This is a genomic window from Mycobacterium sp. IDUB_17 (genome assembly GCF_055419465.1).
In genome coordinates this window covers 1-22,756 of the sequence record NZ_JBVAXS010000006.1, presented here as the reverse complement: position 1 = coordinate 22,756, position 22,756 = coordinate 1, and the positions used below count along the sequence as shown (strand labels likewise).

Here is a 22,756-nt window from a genome sequence, read left to right as displayed (position 1 = left end):
GCAGTTTTGCTGGGGGCCCCTCCCGCTTGCGGGGGACTGCTCGCGGGAAGAAGTGACATGAGCACCAACGACGGAACCACCAACGAGGGCTCGCTGTGGGGCGGCCGGTTCGCCGACGGTCCCTCGGCCGCCCTTGCCGCCCTGAGCAAGTCGACCCACTTCGACTGGGTGTTGGCGCCGTACGACGTCAAGGCGTCCAAGGCCCATGCCCGGGTCTTGCACCGGGCCGGGCTGCTCACCGACGAACAGCGCGACGGGCTGCTCGCCGGCCTGGACAGCCTGGGTTCCGATGTCGCCGACGGCAGTTTCGAGCCGCTGGTGAGCGACGAGGACGTGCACGGTGCGCTGGAGCGCGGGCTGATCGACCGGGTCGGGCCCGATCTGGGCGGCCGGCTGCGTGCCGGCCGCTCCCGCAACGACCAGGTCGCCACGCTGTTCCGGATGTGGCTGCGCGACGCCGTCCGCCGCGTCGCCGACGGCGTGCTCGAAGTGGTCAACGCGCTGGCGGTACAGGCCGCAGCGCATCCGACGGCGATCATGCCCGGCAAGACCCACCTGCAGGCCGCCCAGCCGATCCTGCTCGCGCATCATCTGCTGGCCCACGCTCATCCGCTGCTGCGCAATGTCGACCGGCTCGCCGATTTCGACGATCGCACCGCGGTCTCGCCCTACGGCTCGGGGGCGCTGGCCGGCTCTTCGCTCGGCCTGGATCCTGACGCTATCGCCGAGGACCTCGGATTCGCCTCGGCCGCAGACAATTCCGTCGACGCCACCGCGGCGCGGGATTTCGCCGCCGAGGCGGCGTTCGTGTTCGCGCAGATCGGGGTGGACCTGTCCCGGCTCGCCGAGGACATCATCCTGTGGAGCACAACCGAATTCGGGTATGTCACGCTGCACGACTCCTGGTCGACCGGCAGCTCGATCATGCCGCAGAAGAAGAACCCGGACATCGCCGAGTTGGCCCGCGGTAAGTCCGGACGGCTGATCGGTAACCTCACCGGCCTGCTGGCGACGCTCAAGGCGCAGCCGCTGGCCTACAACCGGGACCTGCAGGAGGACAAGGAACCGGTCTTCGACTCGGTAGCTCAGCTGGAGCTGCTGCTGCCGGCGATGGCCGGTCTGGTCGGCACGCTGACCTTTGACGAGGCCAGGATGGCCGCGCTGGCGCCGGCCGGTTACACACTGGCCACCGATATCGCCGAATGGCTGGTCCGCGAAGGTGTTCCGTTCCGCGTCGCCCACGAGGCCGCGGGTGCCGCGGTGCAGGCCGCCGAGGGGCGCGGCGTCGGGCTCGAGGAGCTCACCGACGACGAATTCGCCGCGATCAACCCGTCGCTCACCGCACAGGTGCGCGAGGTGTTGACCGTTGAGGGTTCGGTGAACGCGCGCAGCGCCCGGGGCGGTACCGCGCCCGTTCAGGTCGCCAAGCAGCTCGGCGTGGTCCGTGAGACGGCCGAGAGGTTGCGCGCCACCCTAGGTTGAGGCGGCGCCGCTCGCCGACTTCGCCGACGATCGATTCGGCATTGACTGTCAGAAGCCGATGCCCGAGTACATCAACGCGTCCGGGTCGTACCGCTGCCGGACGGCGGTGAGTCGCTTCAGGTTGCCGCCGAAGTAGCGTGCCGCCGCTGTGTCGGGTTCGACGTAGTTAACGTAGCCACCGACCGAACTCGCGTGAACCGTGTCGTGTGCACTCTGCAACCAGCGATCGGCAGCGGCAACGGTCGTGGGTGCGGGGGTCTCGGCATACCACTGAATGCACGCTGCCTGCCGACGCCACGGAAACGCCGTATCGCCCGAATCAACGTCGCTGACCGCTCCCGAGAGCGACTCGATCACGGTGGTCGCCGAACCCGCGGCCTGCGGCCATGCCGATGTGGCGGCGACGATCGATTCCGCGGTGGCCGGGGTCATCTTCCCGACGATGTCGGAGCCCGCCACGAATGCCCGCGGGTGAGTCGCTTGGGCACCGCCTTCGAAATAGTGGACGAAGTCCATCCGACTAAGGGTTCGGCTCGTACCGATTGCGGGCCGCACTCCGATCGCGGCGCTCAGGTCAGCGGCTCTGCTCGGACCGTCTCCGGGCGGAGTCGCCAACACCATCGTGCAGTCCCCGGAACCCCCACCCTTCGTGATGTTGACCATGCCCCAGATCGCTCGGTCCGCGGTGCACAGCCACTCGTGCCAGCCGATGAGTGCGTGCTCAGTCGCAGCTTCGGGGAATACCAGGGTGATGACGTCCCTGTCGGTAATCGGAAACGTCCGGAACGTGAAGGATGTGACCACGCCGAAGCTGCCGCCTCCACCGCCCCTCAGGGCCCAGAACAGATCCGCGTGGTCGTCAGGCGCCGCGGTGATCGCTTCACCGCTGGGTAACACGACGGAAGCCGATACCAGCGCGTCGCAAGTCAGGCCGGAAAGCCGGGCATCGGACCCCAAGCCCCCACCCAGCGTCAAACCGGCGACGCCAACTGTCGGGCAGCTGCCGGCCGGGATCGCCCGTCCATGCGCCGCCAGGGCCGTGTGCAACGAATTCAATTGCGCTGCAGCCGAAACCGTCGCCAATCTGCGTTCGTCGTTGTAGGCAACACCGCCAGGCAACCGCCGTAGGTCGATGATCATCGCGGCAGGTGCCGCCGAAGCGCCGATATAGGAGTGTCCGCCACTACGAGCGGCGACCTTGATGCCGTTCTTCGCGGCGAACACCATGGCCTTCTGCACGTCGCTGGTCGACTTCACTGCGACAACCGCCGCCGGTTCACAGTTGGCGAATCGCATATTGAAGACGTTCTTTGCCGCGGTGTACTCGGCGCTGGCCGGCAGAATGACCTGGCCTTCGATCTCGTCCTCGAGGGCAGTCCAGTCCGGCGGACCGGACACCACGGGCGGAGGGTGCGGGCCCGGAGCTGCGGATGATTCGCACGAGGCCAGCAGCGCACCGGCGGCCACGCCGAGGGCGCCACGAACGAAGACTTGGCGTGAGACCTCCCGTGCCATTGCGGAATCGTATAGCTCACGACAAAGTCGGTGTCCTTGAAGGTGGATCGCCCGGACCAGCGACACTGGGAATTGCTGCGAGGGCTTGCCGCACGTCCATCTCGAGGAGGTAGTGGTTGAGGGCGACAGCGGCTCTCGTGCCGGCAGCAGCAGCTGTGATGAGCTGAGCCGGTGAGTCGGCGACATTGCCGGCGGCCCACACACCAGGCACACTCGTGGCGCCCGTGGGGTCGGTGGCCACCCAACCGTCCTCACCCACATCGCATCCCAGTTCCGCAAGCAGTTGGTCGCGGGGTACGAAGCGCGGTCCAACAAACGCCACTGCCCTCTCTTCGGTGTCGCCATCGGCAAGCTCGACGCCGCGCAGCCGACCGTTCCGCACCACCAGGCGTGCCACGCTCCCTTCCACGATGCGGATCCCGCGGGCGGTCAGGCGCCTGCGCTCGTCGGTGTCCAGGGCGATCCGGTTCGGGAAGAAGACCACGTCCGCAGACCACTGTCGTACTAGCGCAGCCTGATGCAGCGTGAACGGCCGGTTGTCGCCGCCCAGCACCGCGATTGGCATGTCACGCACCTCGTATCCGTGACAGTAGGGGCAGTGCAATACGTCGACGCCCCACAACTCTTGCAGGCCAGGGATTTCGGGCAACTCGTCGCGCAAGCCGGTAGCCACGACGATGCCACGCGCCGTGCGGTCCGGACCGCCGTCACACCGCGCGACAAACCCGCGGTCACCGAGTTGCTCGATTCCCACCACCTGATCGTTCACGACTTGTCCACCGTAACTGATCACCTCGTCCCTGCCGGCTGCGAGCAATTGTGCCGGCGCCATGCCGTCCCGGGACATGTAGCCACGCACGTGCTCCGCCGGGGCGTTACGGGGATACCCGGCATCGACCACGATCACCCGACGACGGGCGCGAGCCAGCACCGTCGCGGCACTCAACCCGGCGGCTCCGCCGCCGATCACTACAACGTCGAACTCCACCACGACTCCTGTCCTGTCATCTCACCTGTCGAGAATGTGCATCGTCGGTTGACAGCGCTCGAGTTCGGCTGGCATTCAACGGCTCTCGTGCATCGCCGGGGCCAGAGAGCGAGGTCGGCCGACGTACTTCGACTGACACTGGTGCCTACGTGCTGAAAGCTCGTCGGACCTGTTTGGTTAAGCTAAGACCCTAACAGGATTGTTTACCGGTTAACAAAGTTGGTGATGATGGCCGCCCCGACTCTTCGAACCCGCACGCGTGCGCTGTGGAGTGAGCACAACCCCACTCTGGACACATCACCGATGGACGTTGTGGCGCAGGTGAAACGGATCTCCGCATTGCTCGACCGCGCAGTGGAAGGCATCTATTCAGGCGCTGAGCTCACTGCGGCCGAGGTGGAGCTGCTCGTCCCACTCCGGCATGCAGACGAGCATGTAACCGCCATCCGCCTCGCCGAAAGCCTGGGCATGTCGAGGGCGGGTGTCAGCAAGACTCTGGCCAAACTCGAGCGGCGCGACCTGATCAGTCGTGCACCAAATCCGAGCGATCGGCGCTGCGCACTGATCAACCTGACGGACCGCGGGAAACGCGCCATCGACGAATTGTTTCCTCGCGAGCTTGAGGCCCACGCGATTCTGCTCGCCGGACTCGGTCCTCAGCGGGACAAAGTGCTTGCCGTCCTGAACCACTTGGCGGAAACGATGGAATCCCAGCTCGACCGAAAATCGATCAGCTCCTTGCCGCGTAGGTAATCAGCGGCGGACCGGGTTCCGCATGCCAATGCCGGATAGGTCAGCGCCCGGCCACCAGATCGGCTGCACCGCTTACCGTCCTGCCGGCGACGATCGTCCGGTCCACTGCAATGCCGGCGATCCGGTCCTGCGGGACGGTGAACGGGTCGCCATCGAGCACCACAAGGTCGGCGCGCAGGCCGGCTGCGATGGTTCCTTTTTCGTGTTCCTCTGCCGCGCCGAGCGCCGACCAGCGACTGAACATGCGGATTCCCTCTAGAACCGAGATGCGGTGCGGGGACGGCCTGCCATCGGATCTGAGGCGGCCGACCGCGGCGGCGATGTTCACCAGCGGGCCTGCCGCTTCGGGCACGGTCCCCGTGCAGTCGGTTGCTCCGATGATGCGGTGCCCGGCGTCGATCAGCGTTCGCAATGGCTGGAAGTCGGGCACGTCCGGGTCACTCGATGTGGCGAAATGCGGGGTGGCGACGAGCCCGACCGCGGCGCGGGCCGCCAGGCCCGCGTCGGCAGGATCCATGTAGTCGCCGGCATGTTCCACGCGGTGCCGAACGTGCCGTGCGCCGCCATTGGCCTGCCGCGCTTGCAGCGCAGCCTCGCAGGCGAACCGGACGGCGCCCGGTGTCACGGCGTGCATCATCACCTGGACGCCGGCTGCGTCCGCTCGGCGTACGAATTCGTAAAGTTCGCGCGGGGTCCACTTGGTGTCGTCGCGCGGGTTGCCCACAGCGTCGGCCCCCTCACCGTCCACGAAGATCTTGACCCCGCCGAAACGCAGCCACTCGTCGCCGAATCCGGACTCCGGCCCCCACGCGAGGACCTCATCGAGCGTGGCTGTCCGTGGCACGTGTGGATAGAACCGCACCCGAAATGGCAGCTCGCCGGCCTTGGCCAGTCGGTGTAGGGCGCGTACGTCGTCGGCCGAGGTGGGGATGGTGCTCAGGCTCGTCACACCGGCCCGGGAGAACACGGGGACGGCGTGCGCCCGAAGCGCGGCGACGACGTCGTCGACACCGGCGGTGGGCAGCCGGTCCCACACCTCGGTGAACGCGCCGGTCGGCCCGTTGGCGTCGTGGTGCTGACTGATCCAGCCGGGCAGCCGCGCACTGTCGTCGAGTCCAAGCGATGTGATCGCGGCGGAGTTGAGGCACGCCACGTGTAGTCCGGCGAGTACAGCCATGGGTTGGTCGGGGCTCACCTTGTCCAGCTCGAAGCGATGTGGAAGGCGTCCCTCGGCCACCTTGTTCTGGAGCCCGAACGAGCTTCGCGCGACGATCCAGCCCAGCGGTTGAGCGGCCCGCGCGCGGTCGAGGACGGCGAGCATCTGCGCGAGGCTCTCGTGCGGCGGAGTGTGCAGGGGCAGCTGCAGCTCCAGGGCCACGGCGGTGAGCTCCAGGTGGCAGTGCCCATCAACGAATCCGGGTAGCACGACCCGCCCGTCGAGTTCGACGATCTCGTCAACCTGGCGATGATCGCTCTCGCCGGGCGGCGCAATACTCGCGATGTGTCCGTCGCGCAGCAGCAACTCGGCGGGACGCGGTACAGGTTCGGCGCCGACCAGCACCCGGCCGCCGCGCAGGAGCGTGATGGGTCCGTTCATGCGGCGGGTACGGAGTCGTGAACCACCACGCTATGCGCGGGATCCCAGCTGACCGTCACGGCATCGCCGGGGGAGAACGACACCGGTGACTCCACCCCGCCGCGCAACAACCCGGTACCGCCGTCCGGATAACTGACGGTGATGCGGCGGAAGGATCCGAAGTATGCGATCTCGGCGATCACCGCCGGCACGCTGTTTTCTGCGGGACCGCTTTCGCCGGTGGCGCACAACCGCATTCGCTCGGGCCGCACCACCATGGCGGCCCGGGTGCCCGCGGGCGAGGAGCCCGATGAGGTCGGGAAATGCAGCACACGGTCGGCGAACCGCATTACCCCGTCATCTGCGACCACCCCGCGGAAAACGTTTGATTCGCCCAGGAATTCGGCAGTGAACAGTGACTGGGGCCGCTCGTAGAGCTCCGTCGGCGTACCCATTTGCACCACCTTGCCGTGGTTGAACAAGGCGATGCGGTCTGAGAGGCCCAGCGCCTCATCCTGATCGTGCGTTACGAACAGAAACGTGGTCCCCACCTCGCGGTGAATCCGGCCGATCTCGACCTGCATCTCGGTCCTCAGCGCCTTGTCCAGTGCCGCCAGCGGTTCGTCCATCAGCAACACTGGTGGCCGGTAGACGAGCGCTCGGGCCAGCGCCACGCGCTGCTGCTGGCCTCCGGAGAGCTGCTTGGGCATGCTGTCGCCGAACCTGTCGAGACGCACCATTGAGAGTGCATCGTCGATGCGGCTCGCGGTCTGCTCCTTGGAAAGGCCGCGGCCGTGCAGCCCGAAGGCCACGTTCTCGCGCACGGTCATATGGGGGAAGAGCGCATAGTTCTGGAACACCATGCCGAGATTGCGCCTTCGGGGCGGCAGGGCCGTGACGTCTTTGCCGCCGATCTCGACCTGGCCCGTGGTCGGACGCAAGAATCCCGCGATCGTGTTCAGTGTGGTGGTTTTCCCGGAGCCGGACGGGCCCAGGAACGTGACGAATTCGCCACCCTTGATGTCAATCGTGACGTCGTCGATACCGACCGTGCCGGAGCGGAAATTCTTGGTCACTGAGTGCAGTCGCACACTGCAGGTTGAGTCAGACACTAGTCAGAGCCCCCTTTGGGCTTGCGGTTTCGGGTGAGTAGGGGCAGCAGCGCAACCACCGTCGTGAGGGCGAGGATGACGGTGGAAACGGCCGCGATGGTGGGGTCCACCTCGTTGGTAACGCTGACGAACATCTCGATGGGCAGCGTTCGGATGGCCGGCGACTGCAGGAAGCTGGCGGCAACGACCTCGTCGAAGGAGGTGACGAAGGCGAACAGCGCACCGGAGCCGATGCCCTGGGCGATGCCCGGAAGTGTGACCCGGACAAAGGTCCGCCAGGCGCCGGCCCCGAGTATCGCCGCCGCGCGTTCGAGCACCGGATCCGTTGAGCGCAGGCTCGACAGCACGGTGATGACCACGAACGGCATTGCCAGCACCGTGTGGGCGAGCAGGAACCCTTGCAGGTTGCCGGTCAGGCTCCAGCGCAGGTACACGGAGTAGATCGCCACCGCCGAGACGATCCCGGGCACGATCATGGGAGCGACCAGGATGCCGGTGACAACCGTGGCCGCGCGGCCGCCATGCCGATGGATGCCGAGCGCGGCGGCGGTGCCCAGCACGGTGGAAATGACCGTGACGAGCAGCCCGACCAACAGCGACGTCCCGATCGCGCTGGTCCACCGATGGTCGGTGAACAGGTCGGTGTACCAGCTGACGGAGTAACCGTCCGGCGGGAACTTGAAACTCGGCTTCGCCGCGAACGAGATCGGAATGACGACAAGCAGTGGAGCCACGAGTAGGACGGCAACCAGTACCGCCCATGCGCGTAGGCCCCACCCGGCGCGGGTGGTCTCATCCATCGTCACGCCTCCCGCCGCCGGGTACCAGTAGCCGGATTCCTCCACTCACCACGAGCAACAGCACAACGGTGATGACGAGCAGAACGAGCGAAATCGCCCCTGCTCCAGCGAAATCCAGCAATCTTCCCGCTTTCGTCTCGATGAGTTGGCCGACGAGGGACTGTTGCGGTGACCCGATCAGCCGGGGTGTCACCCAGAATCCGAGGCTGAGGATGAAGACCAGCACCGAGCCGGCGGCGATCCCCGGAACCGACAGTGGCAGATAGACCTTCAGGAAGGTTCGTGTCCTGGAGGCCCCCATGGAGTACGCCGCGCTCACCAGCCGCCGATCGATCTGGACCATGTTGTTGAACAGCGGCAGCACCATGAACGGCAACAGCACCTGGGTCATGGCGATCGTCACGCCGAACTGTGAACCGAGTAACTGAACGTCACCGAGCCCGACACGTCTCAGCAGCCAGGTGACGATTCCGTTGGGCTGCAGCAGCACGATCCAGGAAAAGGTGCGCGCCATCAGGCTCGACCAGAACGGCAGAAGGACCAGGAACAGCAGCAGTGCCCGGACACCCGGCCCGGACAGGCTCATCAGGTAGGCGTACGGATAGGACAACAGCAACGTAGTGACGGTCACGATCGCGGCGACGACAAGAGTCCGAGTCAAGATCGTGAGAGTCGTGGAGTCGGTGAGCAGGCGCGCATATTGGCCCAGCCCTGGCTCGGGCTCAAGGAAGCTGCGGACAGACAGTGCGAGGACTGGATACAGAAAGAAAACCAATACCACTGCGAGGGCCGGCAGCATCAGCAGGAAACCCACTGACGACAGCCGCGGCCGGCCCTTTACGGGGCCTATGACCGATCCTCTCGCTGCCACACGACACGTCCCCCCACCACGGTGAGATCGGCCTCGAGGGCCCGCAACTCGGCGGGAGAGAGTTCGCGGGGATCGCTCGCATACACCGCGCAGTCACCCTGCATCCCGACGCCCAGGGCGCCGATGTGTGCTTCACGGAACCCGGCCTCCGCCGCGAACTCCGTGTACGTGCGAAGCGCGGTGTGTGCGTCGACGGCTTCGTCGGCCGCCACTACGACCCCGTGCCGATTGGTTCGGTCCAGCATGGCAGCCACCCCGAACCACGGATTCGTGGCAAAAGGTTGGGTGCCCCCGGTGTCGGAGTTGCCCGGCGGCCGCAGGCCTGACTCGATCAGCGTTCGATACGCATATGCGCCGTCGCCCGGGTCGGCGTGGATGAAACCGGCTGTCGGCACTGCGATGACCTCGAGTTCACGGAGTCGGCGAATCAACGGGTCGTCGATCCACAGGTTGGCCGCGTGCTCGAGCCGGGTGCGACGATCACCGGGCCCGGCAACGCGGCCGGCCTCTTCGATCGCATCCAGTGCGAGGTGCTGAGCCAGATCGCCGATCGCGTGGATCCAGACCTGCAACCCGGCTCGGTGGGCCACGGTGAGCAGGTGAACTATCTCCGCGTACTGCCGGGTGTTGGTGCTCCAGTTGCCCGGGCTCTTGGTGAGATGGGCGGAGTCGAATGCGGACGTGTCGTCGCCGTCGAGGAACACCTTGAAGCCGCCGAGCCACAGATTGTCGTCGCCGAAGCCGCTCACCAGCCCGATGTTGGCCAGCTGCTCGGGTGAGGAGAGGATCGGGTTGAGACCGGGTGCGACCGTGAGGGTGAGGCTCAGGCGCGTCGGCAGATCACCGGCCGCGTTGAGCCGCTGGTAGGCCCGCATCCCTTCGGCTGTGGCCGGTAGTTCGTATATGCAGGTGACGCCGTGGCGGGCGAAAGAGTCACGCAGCTCGTTGCGCAGCATCGTGCGGAGCCGGTCCGGATGGGGCGCCGGCACCGGGAAGAGATGATAGCCCTCCTCGACCCAGCCGCTCGGTGCTCCGTCTTCGCCGATTTCGACCAAAGTGCCGACGGGCGCGGTGAATCCGCGCACCATGCCTGCGCGCTCGAGCGCAGCGGTGTTCGCCGTGAGGCGGTGCATGCTCTCCCGAACGATGATGGGCGTGTCACGTGAGAGTTCGTCGAGCTCGGCACGCACTGGTAGGTCCTGTCCGAACGTGCCCTGTGCGACCAGCCAGCGTTCGGTGCCGGCGTAACCGTCACGTAGCTCGTCGCGCAAGCGTGCCAGCGTCACGGTGCGGGGGACCGCCCGCACGTCGAGCCAGTCACGACTCAGGGCGCAGAACTCGACGTGGGTGTGGGCGTCGATGAGACCGGGCAGCACGACCCGACTGTCGAGATCCATGACCGGCGTTTCTGGACGCTTGCGGTCCAGTATCTGCTCGGTGGTGCCCACAGACTGAACCAGTCCGTTCTCGATGAGCAGCGCTTGGCCATCAGGGGTGCTGCGATGGAGAGTGACTACAGTGCCGTTGACCAGGGCGATGGCGTTCATTGGCTCCCTAGGGATAGGTGAGGAGTGAGGGTTGTCGCGGCCGCGCGGTAGCTATCCGGCCGTCCAGTCCGTCCAGCGCTGGATCACCTCGTCCTGGTGCTCGCCCCACCACTCGTTGTCCATCTGCCACGACAGGGCGCGATGCTCGGGTACCGATGAGTCCCAATTCGTCTGTGCGGGGTCGAGTTTCGGTGTGGCGGAGAGGTTGGCCGGACCATACGCAATGGCTTCGGCCCAGCGGGTCTGCGCTTTCTGCGACACCGCCGACTCGATAAACTTCTGCGCTGCCTCGCGATTGGGTGATCCCTTCACGATGGCCAAGGATGCCCAATGGTACGAATTATCTTGCCACACAGGGGCATACGGTGCGCCGTTCTTGACGGCTTCGTAGCCCCGGCCCGACCACACCAGCATCATGTCGGCGCGCTTCTGCTCCATTGCCGCGACCTGTTCCGCGCCAGAGGACCAGAAGATCGCTCCGTCCTTGATGCGATCCAGTACCGAGAAGGCGCGGTCGTAGTCGAGCGGGTAGAGGTCCTTGGCGGCCACGCCGTCGGCCAGTAGGGCGAGCTCGAGGTTGCCCTCGGCGGGGTCATTGCTCAACGCACGTGTCCCGGGGAACTTCGCGGTGTCGAAAAAGTCCTTGATCGAGGTCGGCGGATTGTCGCGGAACTTCTCGGTGTTGTAGGCCAGTACATATGAGTAGGTGTCGACGGGCACTCCGCACTCGTGAACGGTGCCGGGGGCGAAGTCGTCCCGCTTGATGGTGCCGAGGTCGAGTTTGTCGAAGTAGGTGCCGCAGTATGCGGGCACATCTTGCTGGCCGGCGACGTACACGTCCCAGGTGGGTTTGCCTGCCTGGACCATCACCTTGAGTTTCGCCAGGTCTGTGGGGCTCTCGACGGTCACATCGATGCCGGTCTCCTGCTCGAAGGGTTGAACGAACGCGCGCTCCTGCGCTTTCTGGAAAGCGCTGCCAAAGGTGGCAAGTGTCAGGTGATTCCCGCTGCCGGAGCCGCCGGCGTCTGGCGTGGAACTGCACCCGGCTAGCAGGGCGATGGAGGTGGCCATCGCGAGCAGCGCCGTCGGGCTGGGAGTCGTTCGCATCTGTGCTCCTCTGAGTGGAGGTGTCGGCGGAGTCGTATCATTTGCCTGTTTTACAACAGTGTTTTACATAGGTAGCATGAGGTAGACCACAGGTCAAGGCGATCTGTGGTGGGCATTACCTCTACGAACGGTCGCCGAGCACTCGCGCGTCGCTATCGTTCGCTTACCAATCGCGAGCGGAGGTGTGAGGTTCCTATGCCTGTCGAAGTCGATGAATCAGCGCGACTCGCAGAGATTGCGCGGGCGACCGTTGCCGTCGCCCGGGAACGCGGAACGCGCGGGGTGACGGTGCGGGCCGTTGCCGACCAGTTGGGTCGATCGACGGCGTTCATCACTTACTTCGTGCCGTCCCGCGCGCAGTTGATTGTCAATGCGCTGGAGCACGCACAGGTGAACTGGGAACGCGACCGCGCGGATCACCTGGGCGGTATGTCCGGTGTGGGACGGCTTGTCGCGTTGGCACGGTGGATGTGCTCGTCGAGCGCTGAAGACGAGGTGCTCCGCTGTCTGTGGATCGAGGCGATCGCCGACGTCCGCAGCGACAATCGCGCGGCGTACAACATCCTGCGGGCGACCACGGACTCGACCTACGACGAATTCCTCCGCAGCGCAGAAGATGTCGACAGAACCGAAGCGTCTGCGATCGCCGACATCCTGTACCTGTACGGCCGCGGCTATCACGTCAAATCAGTCGAGGATCCCGGAAGTTGGACAGATGAACGGGTGAACCGCGCGCTGGAGGTCCTGATCCGTACGCTGTTGACCGAGTCTGACGGGATGAAGCCGACTGAATCGTCAGGGACCTGACAACTGCATCGTCATCGCCCACGACCCGAGTGGACCTCACTCCAGCTGTTCGGACAGCTCCATCCAGCGCGCTTCCAACTCGGCCACCTGTGACTCCAGCTCGCGCAGTTCACCGGTGAGCTTTCCCAACCCGACATGGTCGGACTGGTCGTAGGCGGCGAGTTCGTCGTGCTTGCCGGAGATCCGGTCGGCCAGCTTGGCCAGCGACCGGTCGATCGAGGAGATCTCCTTCTCCACTGCGCGCAGCTCTGCTCCCGACTTGGACTGTGCCGGTGCGGTTTCGGTACGCGCAGCCGGAGCGGCAGAACCGGCCGGCATGGCAGATGAGGCCGCACGCTGCTCGCTCAACCGCAGGTACTCGTCGACTCCGCCCGGCAGATGCCGCAGCCGCCCGTCCAGGATCGCGTACTGCTGATCGGTCACGCGCTCCAGCAGGTACCGGTCGTGCGACACCACGATCAGCGTGCCGGGCCAGGAATCCAGCAGATCCTCGGTGGCGGTCAGCATGTCGGTGTCGACATCATTGGTGGGCTCGTCGAGCACCAGCACGTTCGGCTCCGAGAGCACCACCAGCATGAGCTGCAGACGGCGGCGTTGCCCGCCCGAAAGTTCGCCGACGCGTGTCGACAGTTGATCGCGCCTGAAGCCGAGCCGCTCCAGCAGTTGCGCCGGGGTGAGGTCCTTACCGTCGATCTGATAGCTGGTCTGCAGCCGCCCGATCACCTCGCGGACCATGTCCCCGGCCACCGCATCGAGCTCGCTGGACTGCTGGTCGAGGATCGAAAGGCGCACGGTCTTACCGCGTTTGACCCGGCCGGAGGTCGGCGTCACGGTCCCGGCGATCAGGCCGAGGAGGGTGGATTTGCCGGCACCGTTCGCGCCGACGATGCCGGTGCGCTCGCCCGGTCCGATCCGCCACTCGATGTCGCGCAACACTTCCCGGTCGGGGGAGCCAGGGTAGGTGACCGACACGTCGAGCAGGTCGATGACGTCTTTGCCCAGGCGGGCGGTGGCCAGCCGGGAGAGCTCCACGGTGTTGCGCAGCGGGGGGACGTCCGAGATCAGGGCGTTGGCCGCGTCGATACGGAACTTGGGTTTGGAGGTGCGGGCCGGCGCGCCGCGGCGCAGCCAGGCCAGCTCCTTTCGCATCAGGTTCTGGCGCTTGGCCTCGATCGAGGCGGCCTGGCGATCACGTTCCACGCGCTGCAACACGTACGCCGCGTAACCGCCCTCGAACGGCTCCACGATCCGGTCGTGCACCTCCCAGGTTTCGGTCGCTACCTCATCGAGGAACCAGCGGTCGTGGGTGATCAGCAACAGCCCGCCGGCGCCGCGCGCCCACCGCTGCTTGATGTGCCCGGCCAGCCACGTGATGCCCTGGATGTCGAGATGGTTGGTGGGCTCGTCGAGTGCGATGACGTCCCACTCATCGATCAGCAGCGCGGCCAGTTGCACACGTCGGCGCTGACCGCCCGACAACGTCGACACGGGCGCGTCGAACGCGATGTCGGCGACCAGACCGCCGATCACGTCCCGGATCCGGGCGTCGCCGGCCCATTCGTGCTCGGGGCGATCTCCGACCAGCGACCAGCCCACCGTGTGATTGGGGTCGAGCGTGTCCGTCTGGTCCAGGGATCCCACCCTCAGCCCGCTGCGCTGCGTCACCCGACCGCCGTGTGGGGTGACGCGGCCGGTGAGCATGCCCAGCAGCGTGGACTTTCCGTCACCGTTGCGGCCGACGATGCCGATCCGGTCGCCTTCGCTGACGCCGACGGTGACGGAGTCGAACACCACTCCGGTGGGGTACTCCAGATGCAGGGTTTCGCCCCCGAGCAGGTGTGCCATCGCCGCCGACCCTATCGTTCGGCGGCTCCGGCACCGGCACCGCATGGGGCCGTTGTCGGCGTCCGAGTGATCAAGTCGGGGATCGGTTGCTGTTGTGCCATGATGACCTCGTCAATCGGGGGTCGGGGTGAGTTGCGATGTGGGGAGCAAGCTGGTGGATTTCTCGGCAGTGACCAAACCGGTCGAGCGGTTGCTGGCGACCGCGCAGAACGGTCTGGAGGTGCTGCGCTACGGGGGCCTGGAGACCGGCTCGGTGCCGTCGCCCTTCCAGATCATCCAGAGCGTGCCGATGTACCGGCTCCGGCGGTACTTCCCGCCGGACGTCCGTCCCGGCGTCCAGAATCCGCGGCCGCCGGTGCTGATGGTGCATCCGATGATGATGTCGGCCGACATGTGGGACGTGACGCGCGACGACGGTGCGGTCGGCATCCTGCACTCCGCGGGTGTCGACCCCTGGGTGATCGATTTCGGTTCACCGGACAAGGTCGAAGGCGGCATGCAACGCAATCTCGCCGACCACGTGGTGGCGTTGTCGGAGGCCATCGACATCGTCAAAGAGGTCACGGGCCGCGACGTGCACCTGGCCGGTTACTCGCAGGGCGGGATGTTCGCCTACCAGGCCGCGGCCTATCGGCGGTCCAAGGACCTGGCCAGCATCATCGCCTTCGGGTCCCCGGTGGACACCCTGGCCGCGTTGCCGATGAACCTTCCGGCCGGCGTCGCCGCGGGTGCGGCGGATTTCATGGCCGATCACGTGTTCAGCCGCATCGACATCCCGGGCTGGTTGGCCCGCACCGGGTTTCAGATGCTGGACCCGATCAAGACCGCACAGTCGCGTCTGGAGTTCCTGCGGCAGCTGCACGACCGCGAGGCCCTGCTGCCGCGCGAGCAGCAGCGCCGGTTCCTGTCCTCGGAGGGCTGGATCGCGTGGTCGGGGCCGGCGATCGCCGAGCTGCTCAAACAGTTCATCGCCCACAACCGGATGATGACGGGCGGCTTTTCCGTCCACGGTGACCTGGTCACGCTGTCCGACATCGACTGCCCGATCCTGGCGGTGGTCGGCGAGGTCGACGACATCGGTCAGCCGGCCGCGGTCCGGGGCATCAAGCGGGCCGCGCCGGATGCGGATGTCTACGAATATCTGATCAGGGCAGGGCATTTCGGTTTGGTCGTGGGTTCCAAGGCCTCCACCCAGACCTGGCCGACTGTGGCGCAGTGGGTGAAATGGCTTGGTGGAGAACAGATGCCGGAGGGTGTGGTCCCGATGGGATCGCAGCCGGCCGATCATCCGGAGGGCGGGGTGTCGTTCTCCACCCGCGTCACCCACAGTGCCACCGCCGCCACCGAGATGGCGTTCGGGGTGGCCCGCTCGGCGGCCGAGGCCTTGGTGACGGCGAACAAGAACGCCAGGACCCTGGTCATCGAGACGGCCCGGACGCTGCCGAGGCTGGCCCGGTTGGGTCAGGTCAACGACCACACCCGGATCTCGCTCGGCCGGATCATGAGCGAGCAGGCGCGCAGCGTGCCCAACGGTGAGGCGCTGCTGTTCGACGGCCGGGTGCACACCTACGAGGCGGTGGACCGCCGGGTCAACAACGTGGTGCACGGCCTGATCGACGTCGGGGTGCGTCAGGGCGCCCGCGTTGGCGTGCTGATGGACACCCGGCCCAGCGCCCTGGTCGCGATCGCGGCGCTGTCCCGGTTGGGGGCGGTGGCGGTGCTGCTGCCGGAGACGGATCTGGCCGAGGCCGCCCGTCTCGGCGGCGTGTCCGAGATCATCGCCGACCCGAGCCACCTCGACATGGCGCGTGAACTCGGGAAGCGCGTGCTGGTCCTCGGCGGCGGTGAAAACCGTGATCTGCACCTGGAGGAGTACGACGACGTCGCGTCTGTCGTCGATATGGAGAAGATCGACCCCGACGTCGTCGAGCTTCCCGGCTGGTACCGGCCCAACCCGGGCCTGGCCCGCGACCTGGCCTTCGTCGCCTTCAGCGAGGTCGGCGGTGAGCTCGTAGCCCGCCAGATCACCAACTTCCGATGGGCGCTTTCGGCGTTCGGTACCGCGTCGGCGGCCAATCTCGGCCGAGGTGACACGGTCTACTGCCTGACCCCGCTGCATCACCAGTCCGGCCTGCTGGTCAGCCTGGGCGGTGCGGTGGTCGGCGGCTCACGCATCGCGCTGTCCCGCGGGCTGCAGCCCGACCGGTTCCTGCAGGAGATCCGGCAGTACGGCGTCACGGTCGTGTCCTACACCTGGGCCATGCTGCGCGAGGTCATCGACGATCCGTCGTTCTCGCTCACCGGAAGCCACCCGGTTCGGTTGTTCATCGGCTCGGGCATGCCCGCCGGGTTGTGGAAGCGGGTGGTCGACGTGTTCGAGCCGGCCCAGGTCGTGGAGTTCTTCGCCACCACAGACGGGCAGGCCGTGCTGGCCAACGTGTCCGGCGCCAAGATCGGCAGCAAGGGCCGCCCGCTGCCGGGCGGCGGCACCGTCGAGCTGGCCGCCTACGACGCCGATGACGACCTGATCCTGGAGGACGAGCAGGGTTTCGTGCGCAAGGCCGAGGCTAACGAGGTCGGCGTGCTGCTGGCTCACCCGCGCGGCCCGGTCGATCCGACCGCCGTGGTCAAGCGGGGCGTGTTCGCGCCGGCCGACACCTGGGTGTCCACCGAGTTCCTGTTCCGTCGTGACGAGGACGGTGACTACTGGCTGGTCGACAACCGGGGTGCGGTGATCCGGACCGAACGGGGACCGGTGTTCGCGACGAGCGTCAACGACGCGGTCGGCCGCCTGGACGCGGTCGACATGTCGGTGACGTACGGCGTCACGGAAGGAGGCCGGCAACTGGCGGTGACGGCGCTGGCGCTGCGTCCGGGCGGCAGCGTCCCGACGGCCGATCTCACCCACGCGCTGGACGATCTGGCCGCGGGTAACCCGCCCGACGTGGTGCACGTGGTGGCCGACATGGAACTCGGCGCCTCATACCGCCCGCTCGTCGGTCCGCTGCGGGCGGCGGGCATCCCGAAACCGGGCCGCCGTAACTGCTGGTACTTCGATGCCGATACAGGTACGTACAAGAAAATGACGGCGGCCAGCCGGGCCGAACTCGTCGCGGGAGCCCCCGATGACGAGCCGGCGACCGACTAGCCGACGGGGTGCCGGGGCAGGAAAGCGCTGTTAGGCTCCGGCAGACGGCAGAACGACTGGAGGATCGATGACATCGGGATCGGGTGCGAACAGCTGGCGTCGGATCGTCACCGGAACGGTGACGGGCGGTGCGCTGGTCCTGGGGCTGCTGGTGGGCGCAGGTGCGCCGGTAGCGGCCGCCGATCCCGCTCAGCCGACCCCTGCCGCGGATGCACCCGGATCGGCTGCCCCCGCGGCGCCGCAGATGACCGCCGACGAGGCACTGTCCATCATCGCCAAGGACTACGACACGGGCGAGGGCGGTGGCCAGATCTCGACGCTGATCCACGACATCATGAAGCTGCGTGCGCAGGGGTACAGGCCATCGAACGCCAACCGTGAAGCCATCACCGCGGCGCTCGACAAGCGCCCCAATCAGGTTCCGCTGATCAACGCCCTCAAGAGCACGCTGTCGTACCAGCGCAAGTTGCAGGCACAGTCCAGCGCCCAGGTTCCGAAGCAGAGTGGTCTCAACCCCGGGGTGGGCCAGTTCCCGGGCGGCATCGCTCCCATTCCGGGCGGGGGCGGCGGCGAGCCCGGCCCGAGTGGCGGCATCTCGATCCCGCTGGGCTAGCGTCACCTGGTGGTCGACGACAAGCTCTTGAGCATCCTGGTGTGCCCGCAGGACCGCGGGCCGCTGCTGCTGGCCGGTACGGACTGGCTCTACAACCCCCGGTTGCGGCGGGCATACCGGATCGAGGACGGCATCCCGGTGCTGCTCGTCGACGAGGCCGTAGCCATCGAGGACGACGCCGAGCATCGCCGGCTGCTGGAATTGGCCGGATCAGGGGAGTCCGGGTAGGTCACCCGTGAGGTAGCGCTGCAGGGTGGGTGCGATGGTCTCGACGATCTGATCCGCCGGCAGCGTGGCGAAGGGTTCCAGTTCCAGGATGTAGCGCGCCATCGCGACCCCGACCAGTTGCGAGGCGACGAACTGGATGCGCACGCGAGAACTTCCGGGCGGGCTGTCTACCCGGGGCCCGATTTCGCCGATGATGATCTCCTGGAGAAACGACCGCACCAGCGATACGTCGTTGCCGGCCAGGATGGAGCGCAAGGTCGCCACGAAGCCCTTGCCGATCTCAGAATCCCACAGCGGCAACAGGATTGACGGCAAGGTATGCCCGATCTGCTCGACCGGCACGTCTTTGAGCTTCCCGATCACGGTCATGGGATCGATGGGAATGTGGATCGCGGCGGCGAACAGCTGGGTCTTTGTGCCGAAGTAGTGGTGCACGAGGGCGGCGTCCACCCCGGCGTCGGCCGCGATCGAGCGGATCGATGTCTTGTCGATTCCGTTGCGGGAGAACAATTCCCGTGCGCTGGTCAAGATGCGCTCGCGTTTGTCCGACGGGCCGGCGGGGCGGCCGGGCCGTTTGCGTTCTCGTTCGGAATCGATGTCGGTGCTCACGGCTTCCTAAGGTGTTCGGCGGCGCAGGGTGGCCGCGGCCAGACACAGTGCCAGCACAGCAAACCCCACTACGATCGCGATGTCACGGGCCGCGACGGCGGTGAGCTCTGGGTGGGCACCGACCTGCTGCAGGGCTTCGAGCGCATAGCTCGCAGGCAGCACGTTGCTGATCCACTGCAGCCATTCCGGCAGCGCAGCGCGCGGCACAATGATGCCGCACAACAGCAGCTGCGGCGCGATCACCACGGGCATGAACTGGACCGCCTGGAACTCGGTCCGGGCGAACGCGCTGCACAACAGGCCCAGCCCCACGCCCAGCACGGCGTTGATGATCGCGATCAGGAACACCAGGATGGGGCTGCCCGCGGTGTCGAATCCGAGGAACCAGAACGAGACGATGCAGGCCAGGGTGGCCTGGGCCGCGGCGGCGATCGAGAACGCGGTGCCGTAGGCGGCCAACAGGTCGAAGCGGCGCAGCGGTGTGGTCAGGATCCGCTCGAGGGTTCCCGAGACGCGTTCGCGCTGCATGGTGATCGAGGTGATCAGGAACATCACGATCAGCGGGAAGACGCCGAGCATGATCAGACATGCGTTGTTGAACGGCGTCGGGTGTCCCGGCGGGTGCGGCGCATTCTGGAACATGAAGTACATCAGCGTGATGATCAGGCTGGGTACCACCAGGATCATGGCGACACTGCGGTGGTCGGCCGCCAGTTGCCGCAGGATCCGGCCGGTCGTGGCCAGGTAGGCCGCCGGGCTCAGTCGGCCCGGTTGATCGCGCCCGAGTCGCTGCGCCGGATGACGGTGAGAAACGCTTCCTCCAGGGACGTACATTCCGTGTCCTTCCGTAGCTGGTCCGGGGTGGTGTGGGCGAGCAGTCGGCCGTCGCGCATGAGCAGCAGGTCGCCGCAGTGGTCGGCCTCGTCCATCACGTGGCTGGAGACCAGCAATGTGGTGCCGCGCCGCGACAGTTCGTTGAACTGTTCCCACAGGTCGACGCGCAGTACCGGGTCGAGGCCCACGGTGGGTTCGTCGAGCACCAGGAGTTCGGGCTCGGACACCAGCGCACAGGCAAGTGAGACCCGGGTGCGCTGGCCGCCCGAGAGGTTGCCGCAGTAAGCGGTGCGGTGATCGTCGAGGCCGACCGACCGGATGGCACTGGTGGCCGAGTCCGCAGACGTTCCGTACAGCGCGGCGAAGTACCGCACGTTGTCGATCACCCGCAGGTCGTCGTAGATCGTCGGATCCTGCGTCACGTATCCGACCCGGTGGCGCAGCGGTGCTGAGCCGGCGGGGTGCCCGAGCACGGTGACCGTGCCCGCCGCGACGATCTGGGTTCCGACGACGCTGCGCATCAGGGTGGACTTGCCGCAGCCGGATGGGCCGAGGAGGCCGGTTATGGTGCCGCCGGCGATCTGCACGGTGAGATCGCGGATCGCGGGCCGGCCACCCCGGGTGACCTGCAGTCCGGCGATGTCGATGGCCGGGGGAGCGGCGCCGGCCGGGAATCCTGGGGAGAATTCATCAATCGATGAAGTCATCATGTGGTGAATACTGCGCTCCGGTGTGGCCGGTGTCAACGGTGGATGTTACGAAGTGCAGAATCGCTCGGGTGGGCTTGCAGATAGGCACCGAGCTGTTGACTGGTGCCCCCTTGCTCGCGGCCCGCCGACTGTTGGGAGCCGAGCTGACCGGTCGCGGCGTCAGCTCTGTCATCGTCGAGGTGGAGGCGTACGGCGGCCCGCCCGACGGGCCCTGGCCCGACGCCGCCTCGCACTCGTTTCGCGGTGCGGGCGGTCGGAATCTCGTGATGTTCGGCCCGCCCGGGTACCTGTACACCTACCGCAGCCATGGCATTCACGTCTGCGCGAATGTGGTCTGCGGGCACGACGGCATCGCGGGGGCGGTACTGCTGCGAGCGGCGTCGGTGTGCGAGGGCGCCGACGTGGCCGGCGCCCGTCGTGGACCGGCGATTCGCCCGGCGGCGCTGGCGCGGGGGCCGGGCAACCTCTGTTCGGCCCTGGGAATCACCATGGAGGACAACGGAATTGACCTGTTCGACGCCGACAGCCCGGTCCGCTTGACATTGGGTGATCCGCTTCCGTCGGTCGACGGCCCACGGGTCGGCGTGAGCAAGGCCGCCGACCGCAGATGGCGGTTGTGGCTGGCGGACAGGGGAGAGGTGTCGGCCTACCGGCGCAGCCCGCGCGCCCCCGCGCCCGGTGCCAGTGACTGATCTCGGCAATGCGGCATGATCGTCGTCATGAGCATGGGAATCCTCGATGAGCTGGACTGGCGTGGCCTGATCGCCCAGTCGACCGACCGCGACACGCTGGCCAATGACCTGGCCAAGGGACCCATGACTGTCTACTCGGGCTTCGACCCGACCGCGCCGAGCCTGCACGCGGGCCATCTGGTGCCGCTGCTGACGCTGCGCCGGTTTCAGCGTGCCGGGCACCGGCCCATCGTGCTCGCCGGCGGGGCCACCGGAATGATCGGCGACCCCCGCGATACCGGGGAACGCACACTGAACACCGCCGACACGGTCGCCGACTGGGCCGGTCGCATCCGCGGCCAGCTGGAACGGTTCGTCGAATTCGACGACACCCCGACCGGCGCCATCGTCGAGAACAACCTGAACTGGACCGCCGAGCTCTCGGCCATCGAATTCCTCCGTGACCTCGGCAAATACTTCTCGGTGAACGTGATGCTCGACCGGGAGACAGTGCGTCGCCGGCTGGAGGGCGACGGCATCTCCTACACCGAGTTCAGCTACATGCTTCTTCAGGCCAACGACTTCGTGGAACTGCACCAGCGCCACGGCTGCGCGTTGCAGATCGGCGGCTCCGACCAGTGGGGCAACATCGTGGCCGGCGCCCGGTTGGTCCGCCAGAAGCTGGGCGCCACGGTGCACGCCATGACGACTCCGCTGGTCACCGACTCCGAGGGCAAGAAGTTCGGCAAGTCGACGGGCGGCGGCAATCTGTGGCTCGATCCCGAGATGACCAGCCCATACGCCTGGTACCAGTACTTCGTGAACACGGCCGATGCCGACGTGATCGGCTACCTGCGGTGGTTCACCTTCTTGTCCTCGGATGAGATCGCCGAGCTGGAGGACTCCACCCAGAACCGCGCGCATGAACGCGCCGCGCAGCGGCGATTGGCGCGTGAACTCACCACGTTGGTGCATGGGGAAGGCGCGACGACGGCGGTCGAGCTGGCCAGTCAGGCGCTGTTCGGCCGGGCCGAGCTGACCGACCTCGACGAATCCACCCTCGGCGCCGCGCTGCGGGAGGCAAGTAGTGGACAGGTCGCCGAGTTGAAGCCGGGCGGCCCGGATTCGATCGTCGATTTGTTGGTCGGCACGGGATTGGCGGCGAGTAAGGGAGCTGCACGCCGCAATGTCGCTGAGGGTGGCGTCTATGTGAACAACATTCGCATTGAAAGCGACGAGTGGATACCACGGCAATCCGATTTTCTGCATGAGCGTTGGCTCGTGTTGCGACGTGGCAAGCGGCACATTGCCGGGGTCGAGCGCGTAGGCGCGTAGGCCCACCGACGACCGGGCTCTGACCTGGGAAAACGTCGGAGCAACCAGGCGATTTGACTCGCTGTTAGCGCTCACGTAACTTATTGCAGGTCAGAGCGACACGGACAAGCGCCGGGGAGCGAAGACGAAATCCGAGAGAGACACCCATTACGGTGGGTCTTCTCACTGTCCGTGGTAGAGTTCAGCGGCTTTTAGCCGCGGGGTT

Annotated in this window: 20 protein-coding genes; 8 read left to right on the top strand and 12 right to left on the bottom strand. The window is 66.7% G+C overall.

What is annotated here, in order from left to right; all coding sequences use genetic code 11:
• Window positions 1-57: 57 nt before the first annotated feature.
• Complete coding sequence (argH, locus tag ACZYZ7_RS23525; protein WP_450070520.1) at window positions 58-1,482, top strand: argininosuccinate lyase; 1,425 nt, start codon at window positions 58-60, stop codon at window positions 1,480-1,482.
• A 48-nt stretch (window positions 1,483-1,530) separates the two neighbouring features.
• Here argH and ACZYZ7_RS23520 read toward each other — a convergent pair whose 3' ends face one another.
• Window positions 1,531-2,997, bottom strand: coding sequence for an FAD-binding oxidoreductase (locus ACZYZ7_RS23520; RefSeq protein ID WP_463741959.1), 1,467 nt, complete (start codon window positions 2,995-2,997; stop codon window positions 1,531-1,533).
• A 16-nt stretch (window positions 2,998-3,013) separates the two neighbouring features.
• Complete coding sequence (locus tag ACZYZ7_RS23515) at window positions 3,014-3,985, bottom strand: NAD(P)/FAD-dependent oxidoreductase (protein ID WP_463741958.1); 972 nt, start codon at window positions 3,983-3,985, stop codon at window positions 3,014-3,016.
• 303 nt (window positions 3,986-4,288) lie between these two features.
• Here ACZYZ7_RS23515 and ACZYZ7_RS23510 point away from each other — a divergent pair, with 303 nt between their 5' ends.
• Entirely contained in the window at window positions 4,289-4,738 is a 450-nt protein-coding gene (locus ACZYZ7_RS23510) for a MarR family winged helix-turn-helix transcriptional regulator (protein ID WP_463741957.1), read from the top strand.
• A 40-nt stretch (window positions 4,739-4,778) separates the two neighbouring features.
• Here the strand turns inward: ACZYZ7_RS23510 and ACZYZ7_RS23505 are convergent, their stop codons facing one another.
• From ACZYZ7_RS23505 to ACZYZ7_RS23480, 6 genes are all read right to left on the bottom strand, one after another.
• Window positions 4,779-6,335 carry an amidohydrolase gene (locus tag ACZYZ7_RS23505; RefSeq protein ID WP_463741956.1) on the bottom strand — a complete coding sequence of 519 codons (1,557 nt, stop codon included), beginning with the start codon at window positions 6,333-6,335 and terminating at the stop codon, window positions 4,779-4,781.
• Window positions 6,332-7,390, bottom strand: coding sequence for an ABC transporter ATP-binding protein (locus tag ACZYZ7_RS23500; RefSeq protein WP_463741955.1), 1,059 nt, complete (start codon window positions 7,388-7,390; stop codon window positions 6,332-6,334). Before ACZYZ7_RS23500 ends, ACZYZ7_RS23505 begins: the two co-directional genes overlap by 4 nt.
• A gap of 35 nt (window positions 7,391-7,425) precedes the next feature.
• On the bottom strand, window positions 7,426-8,226 hold the full coding sequence (locus ACZYZ7_RS23495; RefSeq protein ID WP_463741954.1) for an ABC transporter permease: 801 nt from the start codon (window positions 8,224-8,226) through the stop codon (window positions 7,426-7,428).
• Complete coding sequence (locus ACZYZ7_RS23490) at window positions 8,219-8,887, bottom strand: ABC transporter permease (RefSeq protein WP_463741953.1); 669 nt, start codon at window positions 8,885-8,887, stop codon at window positions 8,219-8,221. The genes ACZYZ7_RS23495 and ACZYZ7_RS23490 overlap by 8 nt, the downstream gene beginning before the upstream one ends.
• Before the next feature lie 185 nt (window positions 8,888-9,072).
• Window positions 9,073-10,644, bottom strand: coding sequence for an amidohydrolase (locus tag ACZYZ7_RS23485; RefSeq protein ID WP_463741952.1), 1,572 nt, complete (start codon window positions 10,642-10,644; stop codon window positions 9,073-9,075).
• 51 nt (window positions 10,645-10,695) lie between these two features.
• Window positions 10,696-11,751, bottom strand: a complete 1,056-nt coding sequence (locus ACZYZ7_RS23480; protein ID WP_463741951.1) for an ABC transporter substrate-binding protein — start codon at window positions 11,749-11,751, stop codon at window positions 10,696-10,698.
• 195 nt (window positions 11,752-11,946) lie between these two features.
• Between ACZYZ7_RS23480 and ACZYZ7_RS23475 the strand changes: the two genes are divergently transcribed.
• Window positions 11,947-12,558, top strand: a complete 612-nt coding sequence (locus ACZYZ7_RS23475; protein ID WP_463741950.1) for a TetR/AcrR family transcriptional regulator — start codon at window positions 11,947-11,949, stop codon at window positions 12,556-12,558.
• Window positions 12,559-12,594: 36 nt separating this feature from the next.
• Here ACZYZ7_RS23475 and ACZYZ7_RS23470 read toward each other — a convergent pair whose 3' ends face one another.
• The gene (locus tag ACZYZ7_RS23470) at window positions 12,595-14,403 is read right to left on the bottom strand and encodes an ABC-F family ATP-binding cassette domain-containing protein (protein ID WP_463741949.1); all 1,809 of its coding nucleotides are present in this window, start codon (window positions 14,401-14,403) and stop codon (window positions 12,595-12,597) included.
• A gap of 151 nt (window positions 14,404-14,554) precedes the next feature.
• On the opposite strand from ACZYZ7_RS23470, the gene ACZYZ7_RS23465 reads away from it, so the two are divergent.
• The 3 genes from ACZYZ7_RS23465 (at window position 14,555) to ACZYZ7_RS23455 (ending at window position 18,392) form a co-directional block, all read left to right on the top strand.
• Window positions 14,555-17,551 carry an acyl-CoA synthetase gene (locus tag ACZYZ7_RS23465; RefSeq protein ID WP_450070781.1) on the top strand — a complete coding sequence of 999 codons (2,997 nt, stop codon included), beginning with the start codon at window positions 14,555-14,557 and terminating at the stop codon, window positions 17,549-17,551.
• Between the two features lie 67 nt (window positions 17,552-17,618).
• Window positions 17,619-18,164, top strand: a complete 546-nt coding sequence (locus tag ACZYZ7_RS23460; protein WP_450070517.1) for a hypothetical protein — start codon at window positions 17,619-17,621, stop codon at window positions 18,162-18,164.
• 9 nt (window positions 18,165-18,173) lie between these two features.
• Window positions 18,174-18,392, top strand: coding sequence for a Trm112 family protein (locus ACZYZ7_RS23455; protein ID WP_135455332.1), 219 nt, complete (start codon window positions 18,174-18,176; stop codon window positions 18,390-18,392).
• Here ACZYZ7_RS23455 and ACZYZ7_RS23450 read toward each other — a convergent pair.
• The 3 genes from ACZYZ7_RS23450 to ACZYZ7_RS23440 are packed head-to-tail and all read right to left on the bottom strand — an operon-like array spanning window position 18,375 to window position 20,545.
• Window positions 18,375-19,001: a TetR/AcrR family transcriptional regulator gene (locus ACZYZ7_RS23450; RefSeq protein WP_135455330.1), complete on the bottom strand. Its 627-nt coding sequence runs from the start codon at window positions 18,999-19,001 to the stop codon at window positions 18,375-18,377. The two genes, ACZYZ7_RS23455 and ACZYZ7_RS23450, sit on opposite strands and share 18 nt — an antisense overlap.
• Window positions 19,002-19,007: 6 nt before the next feature.
• Entirely contained in the window at window positions 19,008-19,835 is an 828-nt protein-coding gene (locus ACZYZ7_RS23445; protein ID WP_167857873.1) for an ABC transporter permease, read from the bottom strand.
• On the bottom strand, window positions 19,760-20,545 hold the full coding sequence (locus tag ACZYZ7_RS23440) for an ABC transporter ATP-binding protein (RefSeq protein ID WP_450070516.1): 786 nt from the start codon (window positions 20,543-20,545) through the stop codon (window positions 19,760-19,762). Before ACZYZ7_RS23440 ends, ACZYZ7_RS23445 begins: the two co-directional genes overlap by 76 nt.
• An 80-nt stretch (window positions 20,546-20,625) precedes the next feature.
• Between ACZYZ7_RS23440 and ACZYZ7_RS23435 the strand changes: the two genes are divergently transcribed.
• Both ACZYZ7_RS23435 and tyrS read left to right on the top strand, forming a co-directional pair.
• Window positions 20,626-21,237 (top strand): DNA-3-methyladenine glycosylase, encoded by a 612-nt coding sequence (locus tag ACZYZ7_RS23435; RefSeq protein WP_135460093.1) that lies wholly within the window; start codon window positions 20,626-20,628, stop codon window positions 21,235-21,237.
• Between the two features lie 27 nt (window positions 21,238-21,264).
• Entirely contained in the window at window positions 21,265-22,551 is a 1,287-nt protein-coding gene (gene tyrS, locus ACZYZ7_RS23430) for a tyrosine--tRNA ligase (protein ID WP_167857872.1), read from the top strand.
• Window positions 22,552-22,756: the final 205 nt, after the last annotated feature.

What these genes read in the sequence shown, in the direction of transcription:
- argH (WP_450070520.1), top strand. Translation starts at nt 58, where the DNA reads ATGAGCACCAACGACGGAACCACCAACGAGGGCTCGCTGTGGGGCGGC.
- ACZYZ7_RS23520 (WP_463741959.1), bottom strand. Translation starts at nt 2,997, where the DNA reads ATGGCACGGGAGGTCTCACGCCAAGTCTTCGTTCGTGGCGCCCTCGGC.
- ACZYZ7_RS23510 (WP_463741957.1), top strand. Translation starts at nt 4,289, where the DNA reads ATGGACGTTGTGGCGCAGGTGAAACGGATCTCCGCATTGCTCGACCGC.
- ACZYZ7_RS23505 (WP_463741956.1), bottom strand. Translation starts at nt 6,335, where the DNA reads ATGAACGGACCCATCACGCTCCTGCGCGGCGGCCGGGTGCTGGTCGGC.
- ACZYZ7_RS23495 (WP_463741954.1), bottom strand. Translation starts at nt 8,226, where the DNA reads ATGGATGAGACCACCCGCGCCGGGTGGGGCCTACGCGCATGGGCGGTA.
- ACZYZ7_RS23485 (WP_463741952.1), bottom strand. Translation starts at nt 10,644, where the DNA reads ATGAACGCCATCGCCCTGGTCAACGGCACTGTAGTCACTCTCCATCGC.
- ACZYZ7_RS23480 (WP_463741951.1), bottom strand. Translation starts at nt 11,751, where the DNA reads ATGCGAACGACTCCCAGCCCGACGGCGCTGCTCGCGATGGCCACCTCC.
- ACZYZ7_RS23475 (WP_463741950.1), top strand. Translation starts at nt 11,947, where the DNA reads ATGCCTGTCGAAGTCGATGAATCAGCGCGACTCGCAGAGATTGCGCGG.
- ACZYZ7_RS23470 (WP_463741949.1), bottom strand. Translation starts at nt 14,403, where the DNA reads ATGGCACACCTGCTCGGGGGCGAAACCCTGCATCTGGAGTACCCCACC.
- ACZYZ7_RS23460 (WP_450070517.1), top strand. Translation starts at nt 17,619, where the DNA reads ATGACATCGGGATCGGGTGCGAACAGCTGGCGTCGGATCGTCACCGGA.
- ACZYZ7_RS23445 (WP_167857873.1), bottom strand. Translation starts at nt 19,835, where the DNA reads ATGTACGTCCCTGGAGGAAGCGTTTCTCACCGTCATCCGGCGCAGCGA.
- ACZYZ7_RS23440 (WP_450070516.1), bottom strand. Translation starts at nt 20,545, where the DNA reads ATGATGACTTCATCGATTGATGAATTCTCCCCAGGATTCCCGGCCGGC.
- tyrS (WP_167857872.1), top strand. Translation starts at nt 21,265, where the DNA reads ATGAGCATGGGAATCCTCGATGAGCTGGACTGGCGTGGCCTGATCGCC.